Raw genomic sequence first — 15,614 nt, forward strand, 5'->3', positions numbered from 1 at the left:
CGGCCCGGCCGACCACCGGAGCCTCCCCGGCGGCGTCGCCGGCGGCGTCGGTCGTGTCCCCGACGGCGTCGGTCGCGCGCTCCGCGGTGTCCCCGGTGGCGCCGGCGGCAGCACCGGCGCCCTCGACGGCCGCACCGGCCGCGTCACCGGTCTTCTCCACGCCCGCCCCGGCGGCGTCACCGGCGGCGCCGGCGACCTGCTCGACCGGCTTGCCGAGATTCTCGACCCGCTCGACGAGCGAGCTGGTCAGCGCCTCGAGCCGGTTGCCGGCCGCGGACACCGCGGCCTGTTTACCCGCCTCGAACAGCCGGCCACGCACGGCGTCGGACAGCCGGGTCAGCTCCGGCGACCCCGCCACCACCTTGGACGCCTGCGACACGATTCCGGCAGGCGTCAGATTCAGTTTCCGCCCGGCGAGCGCACCCCCGAGCATGATCGCCAGCTTGGCCTTCTTCGTTCTTCCCAGCACATAGCCGCCGACGACGGCCATTCCGATCTTGGAGGCGTTGCTCATGACCCCGTCCCTCTCCATTGAGCGATTACCGGACAGCACTCCGGAACGCCCCGCGTTCCCCACACCGAATCGGAACCATGACACACCACGAACCGATCTGCCTCCCCCGACGAATACGGATCGACAGATCGTGCAATTCCGATCTTGCGCATCCGGTGACCATTCGATCACCACAGTGATCGAATGGACGTGGGATCGATTAAGGAAATGTTTCATCCGAACGGAGCGATTGGGCGACGACCGCTCTAAGATCCATTCCGTGAAAGGGCCTGTCCGCTACGGCGGACGGCCGGGTGCGACAACCGCTCACTTTTCGGCCCCGCGGCCGTTCTCAGGATCGCCGGGCACCCCCGGTGGACCCCGTCGACCGTTCGACGAACGACCACGGAACACCTGGCGGCGCGGGCGCGTCCGGGCGTCGCCGACGACCGTCCGTTCCGGACTCCCGGCCGCCCCGTCCCGGCGGCGCTACCCTGGCCCGCATGTCCGACGGGGCCCGCCGCTGGCGTACCTCCGCCCGTCTGCGCCCGCTCGTGTCCGGGATCTGGTGCTGGTCCTCCCCCGCGGGCCCGGCGGGGACGCACCAGGGCGTGTCGAGCGCCCACCTGACCGTCGTGCTCTGCCTGGACGGTGCGGTCGACCTGCTCGCCGCCCCGGATCCGCGACGCGGCCCGGGCCGGTTCACCGCCTCGGCTGCCGGCCTGCACGCCGCACCCGCGGTGCTCGCGACCGGCACCCGGCAGGCCGGGATGCAGCTGGAGATGACCTGGCGCGGCGCCCGCACGCTGCTCGGGCTGCCCGCCGGCGAGCTGGCCGGCGACGTGGTCGACCTCGCACTGCTCCTCCCCGGACTGGACACCCTGCTGGACCGGCTGCGCGCCGAGCCGGGGTGGGCGGGGCGCTGCGCACTGCTCGACACCGCACTGTGCGCCGTCGCCGAGGCCCGGGACCGTCCGGGCGACCCGCCGCCGGAGGTGGTGCGCGCCTGGGAGCTGCTGGCCCGCAGCGGCGGGACCGCGCGCGTCGCGGACGTCGCCGGGGAGGTCGGCTGGTCGCAGCGCCACCTCGGTGAGCGGCTACGACGCGAGACCGGGCTCGCGACGAAGGCCGCGGCACGGGTCATCCGGTTCGAGCGGACGTGCACGCTGCTGCGCCGCCCGTCGGCTCCCCCGCTCGCCGAGCTGGCCGCGATCTGCGGCTACGCCGACCAGCAGCACCTGGCCCGCGACTTCCGCGACCTCGCGGGCACCACCGCGCTCACCTGGCGGGCCGAGCGGGTCCGGCCGGCGGCTCCGATTCGTCCACGACCGCGGCGCCCGTCCCCGGCACCCTCGCCCCCATGAGCGACTGGCCCAGTCTGTCCAGCCCCGGCCCGCTCGTCCTGGTCACGTTCCTGACCTCGGCACCGGACTTCACCGAGCGCGCCGTCCACACCGGTGACGACGGCGCGATCGTCCACGCCGAGCTGGTGCGCACCGGGGCCACCGGTGCCCCCGCCGCCGTGCTGCTCGGCCCCGCCCACGACGGGTGCCGCCCACCCGGCGGCGCGGCCGTCCACCTCGTCTGCGACGACCCGGCCCCCCTGTTCGCCCGCGCCGTCGCGGCCGGTGCCACCGTCGTGCACGCGCCCTTCGACGCCGACGACGGCAGCCGCCTGTTCGCAGTCGCCGACCCGGACGGCAACCACTGGAGCGGGGGCACCTGGTACGAGTAGCGCGTGGTCCGCCTCGCCCTGCACACCCCGGAGATACCGCCCAACACCGGCAACGCGATCCGGCTCGCCGCGAACACCGGCGCCGAGCTGCACCTGGTCCGGCCGCTCGGCTTCTCCCTCGACGAGCGCTCGGTACGGCGGGCCGGGCTCGACTACGCCGACCTCGCCGAGGTCGTCGTGCACGACGACACGGCCGCGTTCGCCGGCTGGGTGCGCGCCGCGGGGGCACGGGTGTTCGCGTTCGTGCCGGGCGCGCCGGTCCGCTACACCGACGTCGCCTATTCCGACGAGGACGTGCTGCTGTTCGGCCGCGAGTCGACCGGGCTGCCGCCGGAGGTGGCGGGCGCGGACTGGGTGACGGGCACGGTGGCACTGCCCATGCGGTCGTCGAACCGCTCGCTGAACCTGGCCAACGCCGCCGCCGTCGCCGTCTACGAGGCGTGGCGGCAGCAGGGGTTCAGCTGATCCCGTCGAGGAACCGGGCGATCCCGGTGTCGAGGATCCGCAGCAGGTCGTAAGGCGGGTCCCCGATCCGTCGCCGCGGCCGATCCCGGGCTCGCCGAGCACCGGGCCGCGACCGCCGCGACGGCCCTCACGCTCCCGGGGTACCGAGCACCGGAGGTCAGGACTGCCGGATCGCCTGCACGTCGAGCTGGATCTGGATCGTCGACCCGACCACGGGCAGGCCCTTGGCGATGGTCTGCTGCCAGTTGAGCGTGTAGTGCTCGCGGTGCAGCTGGGTGGTGGCGACCGCGCCGACCCGGTCACCGTTCCACTCCGCGGCGCCCAGGAACGTGGTGTCCAGCGAGACGTCGCTGGTGAGGCCGTGCAGCGTGAGGTCGCCGTCCACGGTCCACCGGTTCCCGCCGTGCGCGACGAAGCGCACGCTGGAGAAGCGGAGCTCGGGGAAGCGCTCGACGTCGAGGAAGTCGGCCGAGCGCAGGTGGGTGTCCCGGGCGGGGACGTTGGTGTCGACACTCGCCGCGTCGATCACGACGTCGACCGAGGACTCCTCGAACGGCTCGGCGATCCGGATCTGGCCCTGGAACCGGTTGAACCGGCCGTACACCTTGGACATGCCGATGTGCCGGGCGACGAAGCGCACCGAGCTGTGGTCGCCGTCGATCACGAAGACGCCGGGGCGCGGCGGGCGCAGCGCCGGGTCCTCGCCGAGGACGATGTGGCCCATGTCGGCGTGCTCGCCCCAGGACACCTCGACGACGTCGGTGACCTGCTGGTAGCCGCCCGCCTCGACGCGCACCCGGTACCGGCCGGGCATCAGCGACGCGGCGAACCGGCCGAACGGGTCGGTCTCGACGTACACCGCACGCCGGTCGGCGGGGTCCATCACGGACACCTCGGTACCGGCCAGGGCACCGCCCTGCTGGTCGCGGACCTGGCCGGACAGCACTCCGCCGGTCAGCGGAATCGGGACGAGCGCGTGCCGGTCGGTGGTGCCCCGCGCCGGGCGACGACGGTCCTTCTTCCTCCAGAACACCAGCCAGAACCTCCCCTGCCCGGCGACGACGGGCAGCACGACGTACGGTCGCCGGCCGGCGACCCCTGGTCACTCTGGCACGAACGTGACCGTTCCGTTAACCCGTCGGCCCGAAAAGTCGATCACCGACGGTGTCGGGATCATCACCGCCCCGCAGCCGTCACCCGTGGCGTCACTCGTCGTCGTCGGCGATCTCGCCGCCGTCGGCGGTCCCGCCGCCGCGGATCAGGAGGAGAGCACCCTCCAGCTCGTCCGGCTTGACCAGCACGTCGCGGGCCTTCGAGCCCTCCGAGGGGCCGACGATGTTGCGGGTCTCGAGCAGGTCCATCAGCCGGCCCGCCTTCGCGAACCCGACCCGCAACTTGCGCTGCAGCATCGAGGTCGACCCGAACTGCGAGCTGACGATCAGCTCGGTGGCCTGCAGCAGCAGGTCGAGGTCGTCACCGATGTCGGCGTCGATCTCCTTCTTCTCGCCGGCCTTCTGCGCGGTGACGCCCTCGGTGTAGCTGGGCTCGGCCTGCTCCTTGGTGAACGCGACGACCTTGGAGATCTCGTCGTCGTCGACGAAGGCGCCCTGCATGCGGACCGGCTTGCCGGCGCCCATCGGCAGGTAGAGCGCGTCGCCCATGCCGATCAGCTTCTCCGCGCCCGGCTGGTCGAGGATGACCCGCGAGTCGGTCAGCGACGACGTCGCGAACGCCAGCCGGCTCGGGACGTTGGTCTTGATCAGACCGGTGACGACGTCCACCGACGGCCGCTGGGTCGCCAGGATCAGGTGGATCCCGGCCGCACGCGCCTTCTGTGTGATCCGGACGATCGCGTCCTCGACGTCGCGCGGCGCGGTCATCATGAGGTCGGCGAGCTCGTCGACGATGCACATGATGTACGGGTAGGGTCGGTACACCCGCTCGGACCCGGGCGGGGCGGTGATCTCCCCGGTGCGGACCTTGCGGTTGAAGTCGTCGACGTGGCGGACCCGGTTGGCCTGCATGTCCTGATAGCGCTGCTCCATCTCCTCCACCAGCCAGGCCAGCGCCGCGGCGGCCTTCTTCGGCTGGGTGATGATGGGCGTGATCAGGTGCGGGATGCCCTCGTAGGGCGTCAGCTCGACCATCTTCGGGTCGATGAGGATCATCCGGACCTCGTCCGGCGTGGCCCGCGTCAGCAGCGACACCAGCATCGAGTTGACGAAGCTGGACTTACCGGAACCGGTGGAGCCCGCGACCAGCAGGTGCGGCATCTTCGCCAGGTTCGCGACGAGGTAGTGGCCCTCGATGTCCTTGCCCAGCCCGATCCCCATCGGGTGCTGCTCGGCGCGGGCGTTGCCCGAGCGCAGCACGTCGCCGAGGCGGACCATCTCGCGGTCGGTGTTGGGGACCTCGATGCCGACCGCGGACTTGCCGGGGATCGGCGCGAGCAGCCGCACGTTGTCGTTGGCGACGGCGTAGGCGAGATTGCGCTGCAGCTGGGTGATCTTCTCGACCTTCACCGCCGGGCCGAGCTCGATCTCGTAGCGGGTGACCGTCGGGCCACGGGTGAAGCCGGTGACCTGGGCGTCGACGTTGAACTGGTCGAGGACCCCGGTGATCGCCTCGATCATCGCGTCGTTGGCGGAGCTGCGGGACTTCGGCGGCGGCCCGGCCTCCAGGGTGTCCGCCGGCGGCAGGATGTACTCGGTGTCGGACTGCGGCTCGCGGATCGCCATCGAGAGCTGCTCCCCCTCGAGCGGCTCGTCCGCGACCGGCGGCGTCTCGACGACGGGCTTGCGCGGCTTCGTCGCCGGCGGTGCGGCCGCGGCGGGGACGGCGGCGGGCACCTCCTCGTCCGGGACGCCGGGCAGCGACGGGTCCACCGGGGCCGGGGCGTGCTCGCCGTCCTCCGTCCGGAACGCGTCGGCCTCCGCGGCCCCCTGCCTGCGCCGCGCCGGGCGCCGCTTCTTCGGGGCCTCCTCGGCATCCCCGGCCTGCCCGTCCCGCTCGGCGACGGCGTCGGCCACCGTGCGCGGGCGGCCCGCACCGGTGTCCTCCTCATCGTCCTGCTCGGGCGGCAGCTGTCCGGTGAGCCTGCGGAAACGATCCGGCAGCTCCCGCACCGGGATGCCGGTGACCAGCAGGACCGAGTACAGCGTCAGGAGGACGAGAACGGGTACGGCCGTCCACAGGCTGAGCCCGGCCTTCAGTGGGGTCCCCGCGACGTAGCCGAGCGCACCGCCCGCGGCGCGCCAGGCGTCGGGCTCGGCGGGTGCTCCGGCACCCAGGTGCACCAACCCGAGCACGCCGAGAGCGAGCAGCAGGCTGCCGGTCACGATCCGCGGCCGGGCCTCCGGGTGCCCCTCGGTGGTGACCAGCACGATGCCGATACCCAGCAGGATCGCCGGCAGCGCCACGCCGGCCTGGCCCATCACCGCCTGCACGAGGAAGGTGAACCAGTAGCCGACCGAGCCGCCCGCCTGCCACCACAGCCCGGCGGCGGCGATGACGGCGAGCACGAGCATGCCGAAGCCGATGCCGTCACGGCGGTGCGCGGGGTCGATCTCGCGGGTGCGCCCGACCGCGCGCCCGGAGGCGCGGACGGTCTTCGCCACGCCCCGGCCGACCGCGTCGATCCCGCGGTCGACCAGGTCCGGGCCCTGGCGCCGGGCCGGCGGCCTGCGGCCTGCCGACGGGCGCTTGCGGGCGGTGGACGCGCGCGAGCCGGACCGCCCCGAGCCGCGGCCCGCGGCCGCAGTCGTGGTGGTCCTGCCCGTACCCGTGCGTCCCGCCATGTCACACACGGTAGCCCGGTTCGGTGATCGAACCGGGGACCGACGCGGGTGTGGAGGGGTCGACGACCCCTCCACACACTCAGACGGCGATGACCGTGGGGACGATCATGGGGCGGCGGCGGTAGGTGTCCGACACCCAGCGGCCGACGACGCGCCGCACGCCCTGGGCGATCCGGTGCGGGTCGGTGACGCCCTCGTTCTCCAGCCGGGACAGCTCGTCCTCGACCAGCGACTGGGCGGCGTCGAGCGCCTTCGGGTCGTCGGAGAACCCGCGCCCGGAGAGCGTCGGACGCGACAGCGCACGGCCGGTCTTGTGGTCGATCGCCACGTTGATCGCGATGAAGCCGCCCTCGCCGAGCGCGATGCGGTCACCGAGAGTGGTCTCGCCCACGTCACCGACCGACAGCCCGTCGACGTAGACCTGCCCGACCTCGACCCGGCCGGTGATCGCCGCGCGGCCGTCGACGAGGTCCACGACCACGCCGTTCTCCGCGATGACCACCGACTCCTCGGGCACCCCCGTGCGACGCGCGAGCGCGGCGTTGGCCCGCAGGTGGCGCCACTCCCCGTGCACCGGCATGACGTTCGACGGTCGCACCGCGTTGTAGAGGAACAGCAGCTCGCCGGCCGGGGCGTGCCCGGAGACGTGCACCTTGGCGTTGCCCTGGTGTACGACGGTCGCGCCGAGCCGGGTCAGCCCGTTGATCACGCCGAACACGGCGGTCTCGTTGCCCGGGATCAGCGAGCTGGCCAGGATGATCGTGTCGTCCGGGCGGATCGTGATGCTGCGGTGGTCCCCGCGCGCCATCCGGGACAGCGCGGCGAGCGGCTCGCCCTGCGATCCGGTGGAGACGAGCACGAGCTTCTCGTCGGGCAGGCGCATCGCCTCGTCGATGTCGACGAGCAGCCCGTCGGGGATGTTCAGCAGCGAGTGGTCGTCGGCCAGGCCCATGTTGCGGACCATCGAGCGCCCGGTCAGGCACACCTTGCGGCCGTGCGCGTGCGCGGCGTCGAGCACCTGCTGGACGCGGTGCACGTGGCTGGCGAAGCAGGCCAGGATGATCCGCGACGGCGCCCGGCGGACCAGGTCGGAGATGACCGGCCCGATGTCGGCCTCAGGGGTGACGAAGCCCGGCACCTCGGCGTTGGTGGAGTCGACCAGGAACAGGTCGACGCCCTCCTCGCCCAGCCGGGAGAACCCGCCCAGGTCGGTGAGCCGCCCGTCGAGCGGGAGCTGGTCGAGCTTGATGTCACCGGTGTGCAGCAGCAGCCCGGCGGGCGTGCGGATCGCGACGGCGACGGCGTCGGGGATCGAGTGGTTGACCGCGAAGTACTCGCAGTCCCACCCGCCGTGGGACACCCGGTCGCCCTCCTTGATCTCCTGCAGGTGCGGGGTCAGGCGGTGTTCCTTGCACTTGGCTGCGACCAGGGCGAGCGTGAACCGGGACCCGACGACGGGGATGTCCGGGCGCATGCGCAGCAGCCACGGCACGGCACCGATGTGGTCCTCGTGGCCATGGGTCAGCACGAGCGCGTCGATGTCGTCGAGGCGGCCCTCGAGGGTCCGGAAGTCGGGCAGGATCAGGTCGATGCCCGGCTCGGAGTCGGACGGGAACAGCACGCCGCAGTCGACGACGAGCAGCCGGCCCTCGTACTCGAAGACGGTCATGTTGCGACCGACCTCGCCGATGCCGCCGAGCGCGTAGACGCGCAGGCCGCCCCGTGCGAGGGCGGGTGGCGGGGCGTCCGGGAGCTCCGGGCGCTCGATGTTCTCCGGCGGCGCGGAGAGCGTCCGGCCGGGCCGGTTGCGTCGGTCGTTGCGCTGGGGACTCACAGGGGTTCGTGCCTCACATGGGTTCGTGTTCTCTGGTTCGTGTTCTCGGGGCCCGCTCGGGTGCGGAGCCGGCGCACCTGCTCAGGTGCGGTGGTATGCGACCTCGGCGCCGACGTCGGCTGCGGTGCGTCCGCCCAGGGCGCCGTGGCCGGGCTGGTAGGCGGGGGCGTTCGGGCGGGCCTGCGGGTCCAGCGCCACCCCGGCGACGGCGAGGTCGCCGGCGATCGCCGCGACCTGGTCCTCGGTGGCGGGCGGCAGCGGCAGCCGGGTGTCGCCGACGTCGATGCCGCGCAGCCGCAGTGCCGTCTTGGCGAACACCGCGCCGCCGACCCGGCCCATCCCGCGGATCACCGGGAGCATCGCGTAGTGCAGCGCACGGGCCCGCTGGTGTTCACCGGCGTGGTAGGCGTCGATCATGGCGCGCAGCCGGTCGGCGACGACGTGGCCGATCACGCTGACGAAACCGACCGCCCCGACCGAGAGCCACGGCAGGTTCACCGGGTCGTCGCCGGAGTAGTAGGCCAGCGTGGTCGTGGCGAGCACCTCGGTGCCGACCCGCAGGTCGTTGCGTGCGTCCTTCACCGCGACGATGCGCGGGTTCTGCGCCAGGCGCTGGAAGGTGTCGACATCGATGCCGATCACGCTGCGCGGCGGGATGTCGTAGAGCATCACCGGCAGGTCGCCCGCGTCGGCGACGGCGGTGAAGTGGGCGAGCAGGCCCTCCTGCGGCGGCCGCGAGTAGTACGGCGTCACCACGAGCAGTCCGTGCGCACCGGCGCGCTCCGCGCTGCGGGCCAGCTCGATCGAGTGCGCGGTGTCGTAGGTGCCCGCCCCGGCGACGATCGTCGCCCGGTCCCCCACCGCCGACACGACGGCGCGGATCAGCTCCGACTTCTCGATGTCCGACGTCGTCGGTCCCTCACCGGTCGTGCCGTTGACGACCAGCCCGTCGTTACCGAGATCGACCAGGTGGTTCGCCAGCTCCTCGGCCTTCGCCAGGTCCAGCTCGCCGTCGGCGTCGAACGGCGTGACCATCGCGGTCAGCACCTCGCCGAACGGTCGGCGCGGCGGGTGCTGCTGCCCGCCGGGGGCGGGCTCGGGACCGGTGCTCATGACTGGTGACGGTACCGCCCGGGGCCGACGGATCCCGGTCACATCCCGGACGGGGCGCCGCGGTAGGCCTCCACGTCGGCGGGCAGACCGGTCACCTCGACCCGCGCGGCGTCCCGGCCGAAGGCGTGCAGCACGAGCTCGGCGGGCTCGCCGGTCACCGTGACCACGCCGAAACCGGTCGCGACGACCTGGGTCGCACCCTCCGGGCGGGCCAGGACCACGCCGACCGGGCTGCGCCGGAACAGCAGCTTGGCCTGGGTGTGCAGCAGGTTCCACAGCTGTCCGTCGCGCTCCGGGTCGGACGGGCGGGGCTCCCAGCCGGGCTCCCCGCGGCGCAGATCCTCGTGGTGGACGAAGAACTCGGCGCCGTTGGCGATCTCGTCGACCTTGCCGACCTTGAACGGCGACCACGCGGGCGGGCCCTTGCGCAGGTCGTCGATCATGTTCGGCCAGGCCGCGGACGCGTAGCCGTCCATCGCCTTGTCGGTCATGCCCGACAGGGCGGGCACCACGATCCCCGCGGCGTTCCACGGCTGCCGCTCCCGCACCAGCAGGTGGGTGAGCAGGTCCCGGGCGTTCCACCCCTCGCACAACGTCGGGCGGTCGGGGCCCGAGCGTTCGAATTCGGCACACAGGGCGGCACGTTCGGCGGTGGCGAGGCTCACCGCCCCCAACCTAGTCCGGCCCGCCCCGGGCCGCACCGCGCGACGAACGGTCGACAAACGGCTGACGGAACGCAGGCCATCTGTAGCCGGTGATACAGATCTCACCTGTCCGTGTCCGGATACTCCGGTCCGTCCCACTACACGCTTCTCGACGGGGAGAACACACGTGACGAACGCTGCCACCACGCAGCCGCCGCGGTCGATGCGCCGGATCGCGCTCGCGAGCATGACCGGCACGGTCATCGAGTTCTACGACTTCTTCATCTACGGCACCGCCGCGGCCCTGGTGTTCAACAAAGTCTTCTTCCCCGAGCTCGGGGCGGCGGCCGGTACCGCGCTCGCCCTGGCCACCTTCGGCGTCGCGTTCGTCGCGCGCCCGTTCGGGTCGGTCCTGTTCGGCCACTTCGGCGACCGGCTCGGCCGCAAGGGCACGCTGGTCACCACGCTGCTGCTGATGGGCTTCTCGACGCTGGCCATCGGCCTGCTGCCCACCACCGGCACGATCGGCGTCCTCGCGCCGATCCTGCTCGTGGTGCTGCGCATCCTGCAGGGCCTCGCCGTCGGCGGCGAGTGGGCCGGTGCCACGCTGCTGACCGCGGAGAACGCGCCGACCAAGGCGCGGGGCAAGTACGCCCTGTTCCCGCAGCTGGGCCCGTCGGTCGCGTTCGCGCTGGCGTCGGCGACCTTCCTGGTCACCGCGCTGACCATGAGCAACGAGGCGTTCCTGGCCTGGGGCTGGCGCATCCCGTTCATCGGGTCGGTGCTGCTCGTGGCCGTCGGGCTCTACGTGCGGCTCGCGCTGGAGGAGACCGCGGGCTTCAAGAACAGCGGCCCGGTCTCGACGAAGCTCCCGATCACCGAGGTCTTCACCAGCCGTCCGGCCGCGGTGTTCCTCGGCGCCGGCTCGACGACCGCGGTCTTCGCCTTCTTCTACATCGGCGTCACCTACCTGACCAGCTACGGCACCCAGCAGCTGCAGCTGCCGCGGCCGTCGGTGCTGGCCATGGGCATCGTCGGCGGCATCGTCTTCGCGCTGACGACGATCGCCTCGGCGATCCTGTCCGACCGGGTCGGGCGCCGGAAGATGGTCGTCGGCGGCAACATCGCCTCGGTCGTCGCCGGGCTCGTCGCGTTCCCGATCATCGACATCGGCACGGTGTGGTCGTTCGGTCTCGGCCTGTCGCTGGTGCTCGGCGTCGTCGGCATCGCCTACGGCCCGATCGGCGCCCAGCTGCCGGAGCTGTTCCCGACCCGGTTCCGCTACACCGGCGCCGGGATCGCCTACAACCTCGCCGGCGTCTTCGGCGGCGGCGTGGTCCCGCTGTTCGCCGCGGCGCTCGCCGCGTCGACGCTGGGCAGCCTCGGCATCGGCCTGCTGCTCTCGGCGGTCTCGCTGATCAGCTTGCTCTGCACGCTGGCCCTGCCGCAGACCGACGCGGACTCCCTCGCCGAGCAGGACGCACAGCTCGCGGCCGCCTGACCGGCCACCGGTGCGGCCCGTCCGGGCGGGCCGCACCGCACCCACCCGGTGCCGGCGGCCGCCGGCCGGCACCCCCGGACCCCGACGGCCCGGACGCACCCCTCGGCGTCCGGGCCGTCCCGCCTACCCGCAGGCGCCCCAGCCCGCTACCGTCCGGACGGACCATCGGCGACGGCCGGGAGGCGGGACCATGAGCAGCGGCGCGGCGCGGCGGCCCGACGGCTCCGTACGCGCCCTGCCCGCCCCCGATCTCGACGACCACCCGGTCTCGCCGTTCCTGACCGCCCCGTGGACGTCGCTGACCTCGCGGATCGCGCAGCTGGGCAGCCCCCGCCACTACGCCCGCGGCGAGCACGTCTACACCCAGGGCCAGCTGTCGTCGCGGTTCCACCTCGTCGTGTCCGGGCGGGTGCGGATCTACCTGCACCGGCCCGACGGCTCGGAACGCTCCCTGGCCTACGCCGAGCCCGGCGCCAGCCTCGGCGAGGCGGCCTGCGTCGACGGACGGCCGCGCCACCTCGCCTCGGTCTGCACCCGGCCGTCGGAGATCGTCTCGGTGACCCGCGACGCGTTGCTGACCGCCGCCCGCGACGAGCCGGAACTGCTGCTGGAGATCACCCGACGGATCGCCTACAAGCAGCGGGTCATGCAGCTGCACGTGCTCATCGAGGGGCTGCCCGCCCGCGAGCGGATCATCCTGCTGCTCGGCCACCTGGTGGAGGCCTACGGCGAGATCGCGCTCGACGAGGTGGCCCGGCTGTCGATCCGCCCCGCCGTCGACGAGCTGGGGCTGCTCGTGGGGCTCACCCGGGTCACGACCAGCCGTGAGCTGTCCCGGCTGGTCGCGGAGGGCCTACTGGAGAAGGAGGGACGCGGGTTCGTCGTGCGGGACCTACCGGACCTGCGACGACGGGTGCACGCCGTCCTGGCCTGAGCCGGTGCTCGGCGCCGGTACCCGCTCGGTGAGCCTCGCTCAGCCCTCGGCCACCAGTGGGCTGGAGGCGATCTCGGTGCCGTCGGCGAGGGTCTGGATCTGGAAGTCCGCGAACACATTCGGCACCTCGACCTGCAGCTGGCGCAGGCACTCGACGGCGAGGTTGCGGATCTCGACGTCGGCGGCCTCGGAGGCGCGCATCGCGATGAAGTGCCGCCACGCCCGGTAGTTCCCGGTGACGACGATCTTGGTCTCGGTGGCGTTCGGCAGCACCGACCGCGCGGCCTGGCGGGCCTGCTTGCGCCGCAGCGTGCCGTTCGGCACGTCGGCGAAGCGCGCCTCCAGACCCTCGAGGAGCTTCTCGTAGGACGCGAGCGCGTCGGCCGAGGCCTGCAGGAACAGCTCGTGCAGCTCCGGGTCCTGGGCGATGACGTCGGGCTCCACCATCGCGGCGTCACGCTCGGGGACGTAGCGCTGCGAGAGCTGGGAGTAGGAGAAGTGGCGGTGCCGGATCAGCTCATGGGTCAGGGAGCGCGAGATACCGGTCAGGTAGAAGCTGACCGAGCCGTGCTCGAGGACCGAGAGATGCCCGACCTCGAGGATGTGGGCGATGTAGCCGGCGTTGGTCGCGGTGCGCGGGTTCGGCTTGGTCCACGACTGGTAGCAGGCGCGGCCGGCGAACTCGGCCAGCGCCTGACCGCCGTCGGCGTCGGTGGACCACGGGACGTCCGCGGGCGGGGTGAACTCGGTCTTCGCGACGAGCTGCACGGTCAGCGGGACGGTCTTCGGCGCGGTCTCCGGCATGCCGCGAGGGTAACGACCGGCGTCTCCGGCACCCGCCGGGCCCCGCGCCCGCACCGACGGTGGCGGCCGCGGCACCCCCGGTGCGCTGCGACGTCGCCACCGACGCCACGAACGAGTGGCGTGATGTCAGGAGTGACGCCATAGTGGTGTCATGGACCTCACGCCGTATGTCGCGCAGCTGCGCGACGACCTCGCCGCCGCGGCGGCCGCGGGCGACGAGCAGACCCGCCGCACGGCGGCTCTGCTCGGCTCCGCGATCGAGCCCGCCGCCCGGCTCGCGATCATGAACGCCCTGTCCGACCTGGCCTCGGAGGCGACCGCCGCGCTCGGCGACCGCTCGGTCGAGGTCCGCCTGCACGGCCGGGAGGTGCGCGTGTCGGTGTCCGGGGGCGACCCGGAGCCGGGACACTCCGCCACCCCGGACCCGGCCCCGGCGAGCGAGGGGACCTCGCCGTTCGGCGGCTTCCCGTTCGGCGGCGCCTCCGGTGGCCCGGCCTCCGGTGGCTCGCCGTTCTCCGGTGACGCCGGGGACATCAGCCGGGTCACCCTGCGCATCGTCGAGCAGATCAAGGCCCAGGCCGAGCGTGCCGCCCAGTCCCAGGGCGTCTCGCTCAACACCTGGGTGTCCCAGGCGGTGCAGGGGGCACTGGCCGGCGCGGAGGGACGCGCCGGCCGTCCGCACCGCGACGGGCGCAACCTGAGGGGATGGGTGCAGGGATGAGCGACGGACAGACGGGCCCCGGACCGGACGACGGCAGCGGTGACGCCACGCACGACGGCGACGCCCACACCGGCTCCCGGAGCCGCCCCACCGGGGAGAGCGGCGCCTCCACCGGCACGAGTGGCGGCGACGGCGATGCCACCGGCCACACGCCGACCGGCGACACCGGCAGCGCGGGCACCGGCAGCACAGGCGGCGGCAGCACAGGCGACGACAGCACGGGCGGAGGCCACGGCTCCACGGGCGGCGCCGGCACACCCTCCCGCAGCGAGCGGTTCGACTGCGCCGGCGCCGCCGAGATCGAGGTGACGACCGGCGCCGGCCGGGTCCGGATCGACCTGGTCGACGGGGCCGACGAGGTCCGCGCGGAGGTCACCGCCGACCGCAGCACCGCGCCGTGGTCCGGCGGCCTCGGCGGGCTGCTCGACTGGATCGGCAGCTCGATGACCGGCGGCTCCGGCGTGCCCCGGGCCGGGGCGGGCTGGTCCGGCCGCGGGTTCGACCCGATCGTCGGCGCCCCCTGGGAGGCCACCGGCGACCCGTCGGCGGACGCCGTCGACGCCGTCACCATCGAGTGGTCGGCCTCGTCGCGACGCCTGGTGGTCCGCGGGGCGGACGACCCGGCCCTCGGCGCGGTGCCGCTCGTGGTCACCGTCTCCGCCCCCGCCGGGTCGCGGCCCGCGGTACGGACCGGCGCGGCCTCGGTCGAGCTGACCGGCCGGGCGTCCTGGGCCGCGGTGCGGACCGGGTCCGGCGCGGCCCGCGTGGCCCAGGTGCACGGCGACGCCGACGTCACCACCGGCTCGGGGTCGATCGACCTGGGCACGTGCTCGGGCCGGGCGCATCTGCGTGCCGGCTCCGGCGGCGTCGAGGCCGGGTCGCTCGGCGGCGCGTCGCGCATCCGGACCGGCAGCGGCGACGTCCGCGTCGGCGAGCTCACCGCGGACCTCGAGGTGCGCTCGGGGTCGGGGGACGTCGTCGTCGCCGACGCGGTCTCCGGTGACGTCCGGCTCGGCACCGGGTCGGGGTCGGTCCGGGTCGGGGTGCACTCCGGTGTGGCCGCCGAGCTGGACCTGTCGACCGGGTCGGGCCGCGCCCGATCCGAACTCGACGTCCGCCACGACACCCCGTCCACGGCGCCCGCGGTGCGGCTGTCCGGACGCACCGGCAGCGGCGACGTACTCGTGACCCGGGCGTCGGCCGGCGCGGTCTGACCCTGCGACCGGTACCTCGTTCATCGAGATGATCGGCGAGCGAGGTACCGGCGTAGGCTCGGCGTCGTGGACAGCACGCCGGAGTGCGCGATCCGCTCAGTCACGGGCGACGAGCCGCACCGCGCGGTCGAGCCCGGGCGCGCCGAGGCCGCGGCCGTCGTCGTCGGCTACCTGCGGGCACTCGACGTGCCGTGGGCGCTGTCGGCGTTCCCGGTGCCGGCCGACGCCACCGAGGAGCAGGTCGCCAAGCACCTGGTCGCGATCGCCGTGTTCCGCCTCGACCCCGCCTGAAGGCTCAGGCGGCGGCGACCTCGGCCCGGAGCTCGGCGGCCAGGTCGCCCCGCTCCCCCACGGCGACG

Annotated in this window: 15 protein-coding genes; 8 read left to right on the forward strand and 7 right to left on the reverse strand. The window is 73.5% G+C overall.

Annotated features, from left to right (window positions below; genetic code table 11):
* On the reverse strand, positions 1-514 hold a 514-nt coding region (locus NH602_RS17530), incomplete at its 3' end, for a hypothetical protein (RefSeq protein WP_253068356.1).
* 482 nt (positions 515-996) lie between these two features.
* Here NH602_RS17530 and NH602_RS17535 point away from each other — a divergent pair.
* The 3 genes from NH602_RS17535 to NH602_RS17545 are packed head-to-tail and all read left to right on the forward strand — an operon-like array spanning position 997 to position 2,693.
* Complete coding sequence (locus NH602_RS17535) at positions 997-1,857, forward strand: AraC family transcriptional regulator (RefSeq protein ID WP_083659078.1); 861 nt, start codon at positions 997-999, stop codon at positions 1,855-1,857.
* The gene (locus NH602_RS17540) at positions 1,854-2,228 is read left to right on the forward strand and encodes a VOC family protein (RefSeq protein WP_179760680.1); all 375 of its coding nucleotides are present in this window, start codon (positions 1,854-1,856) and stop codon (positions 2,226-2,228) included. Before NH602_RS17535 ends, NH602_RS17540 begins: the two co-directional genes overlap by 4 nt.
* 3 nt (positions 2,229-2,231) lie before the next feature.
* On the forward strand, positions 2,232-2,693 hold the full coding sequence (locus NH602_RS17545) for a tRNA (cytidine(34)-2'-O)-methyltransferase (RefSeq protein WP_073578110.1): 462 nt from the start codon (positions 2,232-2,234) through the stop codon (positions 2,691-2,693).
* Between the two features lie 157 nt (positions 2,694-2,850).
* Here the strand turns inward: NH602_RS17545 and NH602_RS17550 are convergent, their stop codons facing one another.
* The 5 genes from NH602_RS17550 to NH602_RS17570 all read right to left on the reverse strand — a co-directional run bounded on the left by NH602_RS17550 (position 2,851) and on the right by NH602_RS17570 (position 10,102).
* Positions 2,851-3,765, reverse strand: coding sequence for a YceI family protein (locus NH602_RS17550; protein ID WP_083659079.1), 915 nt, complete (start codon positions 3,763-3,765; stop codon positions 2,851-2,853).
* 133 nt (positions 3,766-3,898) lie between these two features.
* Positions 3,899-6,490 (reverse strand): DNA translocase FtsK, encoded by a 2,592-nt coding sequence (locus NH602_RS17555; protein WP_073578111.1) that lies wholly within the window; start codon positions 6,488-6,490, stop codon positions 3,899-3,901.
* A gap of 79 nt (positions 6,491-6,569) precedes the next feature.
* Positions 6,570-8,258, reverse strand: coding sequence for a ribonuclease J (locus tag NH602_RS17560; RefSeq protein ID WP_073578270.1), 1,689 nt, complete (start codon positions 8,256-8,258; stop codon positions 6,570-6,572).
* 147 nt (positions 8,259-8,405) lie between these two features.
* Complete coding sequence (gene dapA, locus NH602_RS17565; RefSeq protein ID WP_179760681.1) at positions 8,406-9,437, reverse strand: 4-hydroxy-tetrahydrodipicolinate synthase; 1,032 nt, start codon at positions 9,435-9,437, stop codon at positions 8,406-8,408.
* 38 nt (positions 9,438-9,475) lie between these two features.
* Positions 9,476-10,102, reverse strand: coding sequence for a TIGR03085 family metal-binding protein (locus NH602_RS17570; RefSeq protein ID WP_062401167.1), 627 nt, complete (start codon positions 10,100-10,102; stop codon positions 9,476-9,478).
* Positions 10,103-10,268: 166 nt separating this feature from the next.
* Here NH602_RS17570 and NH602_RS17575 point away from each other — a divergent pair, with 166 nt between their 5' ends.
* Together NH602_RS17575 and NH602_RS17580 are read left to right on the forward strand one after the other, a co-directional pair.
* Positions 10,269-11,582: an MFS transporter gene (locus NH602_RS17575; protein ID WP_100880029.1), complete on the forward strand. Its 1,314-nt coding sequence runs from the start codon at positions 10,269-10,271 to the stop codon at positions 11,580-11,582.
* Between the two features lie 190 nt (positions 11,583-11,772).
* Positions 11,773-12,516, forward strand: a complete 744-nt coding sequence (locus NH602_RS17580; protein WP_253068357.1) for a Crp/Fnr family transcriptional regulator — start codon at positions 11,773-11,775, stop codon at positions 12,514-12,516.
* Between the two features lie 39 nt (positions 12,517-12,555).
* Here NH602_RS17580 and thyX read toward each other — a convergent pair whose 3' ends face one another.
* Positions 12,556-13,320, reverse strand: coding sequence for an FAD-dependent thymidylate synthase (gene thyX, locus NH602_RS17585; protein WP_062401161.1), 765 nt, complete (start codon positions 13,318-13,320; stop codon positions 12,556-12,558).
* A 151-nt stretch (positions 13,321-13,471) separates the two neighbouring features.
* On the opposite strand from thyX, the gene NH602_RS17590 reads away from it, so the two are divergent.
* From NH602_RS17590 to NH602_RS17600, 3 genes are all read left to right on the forward strand, one after another.
* Positions 13,472-14,041 (forward strand): toxin-antitoxin system HicB family antitoxin, encoded by a 570-nt coding sequence (locus NH602_RS17590; protein ID WP_253068358.1) that lies wholly within the window; start codon positions 13,472-13,474, stop codon positions 14,039-14,041.
* Positions 14,038-15,255: a DUF4097 family beta strand repeat-containing protein gene (locus NH602_RS17595; RefSeq protein WP_253068359.1), complete on the forward strand. Its 1,218-nt coding sequence runs from the start codon at positions 14,038-14,040 to the stop codon at positions 15,253-15,255. Before NH602_RS17590 ends, NH602_RS17595 begins: the two co-directional genes overlap by 4 nt.
* Before the next feature lie 66 nt (positions 15,256-15,321).
* Complete coding sequence (locus NH602_RS17600) at positions 15,322-15,546, forward strand: hypothetical protein (protein ID WP_179760685.1); 225 nt, start codon at positions 15,322-15,324, stop codon at positions 15,544-15,546.
* The last annotated feature ends 68 nt before the right edge of the window (positions 15,547-15,614 follow it).

The organism is Pseudonocardia sp. McavD-2-B (genome assembly GCF_024124365.1).
GTDB lineage: Bacteria > Actinomycetota > Actinomycetes > Mycobacteriales > Pseudonocardiaceae > Pseudonocardia > Pseudonocardia alni.